The 1,366-nt window shown below is 59.4% G+C and carries 1 protein-coding gene; it reads right to left on the minus strand.

Annotation, left to right across the window (positions count from 1 at the left end; genetic code table 11):
* Window positions 1-324: 324 nt before the first annotated feature.
* Window positions 325-918, minus strand: a complete 594-nt coding sequence (locus G0A00_RS26270) for an NAD(P)H-dependent oxidoreductase (protein ID WP_164185623.1) — start codon at window positions 916-918, stop codon at window positions 325-327.
* Window positions 919-1,366: the final 448 nt, after the last annotated feature.

Consider the following 1,366-nt stretch of genomic DNA (forward strand, 5'->3'; position numbering starts at 1 on the left):
TGCTGGCCTGATAAACGACCAGATCACCCAGCTTTATGACCAGGTTCCGATGGACGCACGCGTCGTGCTGCATCCCAAGCGGCTTGACGTCAGCACCTCCGATCAAGGCTAGGATGGGCGGGAGGTTACACCAACTCGTCTCCTCCGCACACCGTTGCGCCGTGCAAGAAGCATAAGTGAATGTGGCGAGCTCGTGCGTGATCGCATTTACGATGAGGGTGTGCGGCTTTCCGGCGGCGCGCAGCCGCTGCGCGAAGGCCTTCGGTATCGGATTAGGCATGCAGCGGCGAGTGCCGACGGCAACAGGATATCGCGCAATTTTCGCTACGCAATCAGCTTTTTGGTCACATCTACCAAACGCTTTGCTTGGTGGGCGACTGATGCTTTGCCCGTGTCATCGAATTTTCCTGCTTCGGCAGAGTAGCCATACGGATTCCCACCCGATGCGTAGATGACATCGCTGGTGTAGCCTGGAGGCACAATAATCGCGCCCCAGTGCATTGCTGAGGTATACAGTCCCAAAGTGGTGGCCTCTTGGCCTCCATGCGGGTTCTGGGCGCTTGTGGTCGCGGTGATTGCCTTGCCTGCGAGCTTACCCTCCGACCAGACGCCACCGAGCGTGTCGATGAACGCTCGAAGCTGCGAGGCGGACTGGCCGTAGCGCGTGGGAGCGCTGAAAAAGTAACCGTCGGCCCAGACCATGTCATCCGGGGTGACCACCGGAAGGTCCGCCATTTTCTCAGCTTGTGCCTGCCACGCCTCCTGGCTGTTCACGACCTCTTTGGGCGCAGTCTCTCGGACGCGGAGTAGCCGCACGTCAGCGCCTGCCTCCTTGGCGGCCGCAGCGGCCGTAAGAGCGACTTGGTGATTGGTTCCGTAGGTCGAGTAGAAGATTACTGCGATTTTAGGTTGTGCCATGATGTCTCCTCCATTCGTCGGTCCAGGATCGCCGGAAGGCGGCATAGAGCCCCCGACTGCGGTTTTGGTTGGAAAGTTCGACTAGGACCTTCCAGAGCGCACAAGGTAGAGTGAAAACAGTTCTTGTCGTCCGTAAAAATCAGGCAAATTCAAGGGACGCGCCGGAGCGATCGCTCTTCGCGGGTTGATTTGCATGGCTACTATTCGACCGAGGCGCTGACCAAAGCGGCACGGACGAGGACATATACCCCCGCAAAAGGTTGCCCTGGGTCACGGCCGAGCGAGGTTTGAATATCCCTATTCTCGCGCACTTCAATCGGTGGCATGCTCGATCGTCACAAAGAGGGTGCGGCGGGCCCAGAGCCCGCGCCACCTGCGCCTTGCCGACGGCGCCTTTCCAGCGCGGCGTTTATCCGGGTGCCTCCCATGCTTTTCGATCTCGGCTCCT

Source organism: Salipiger sp. PrR002 (assembly GCF_010500775.1).
GTDB lineage: Bacteria > Pseudomonadota > Alphaproteobacteria > Rhodobacterales > Rhodobacteraceae > Salipiger.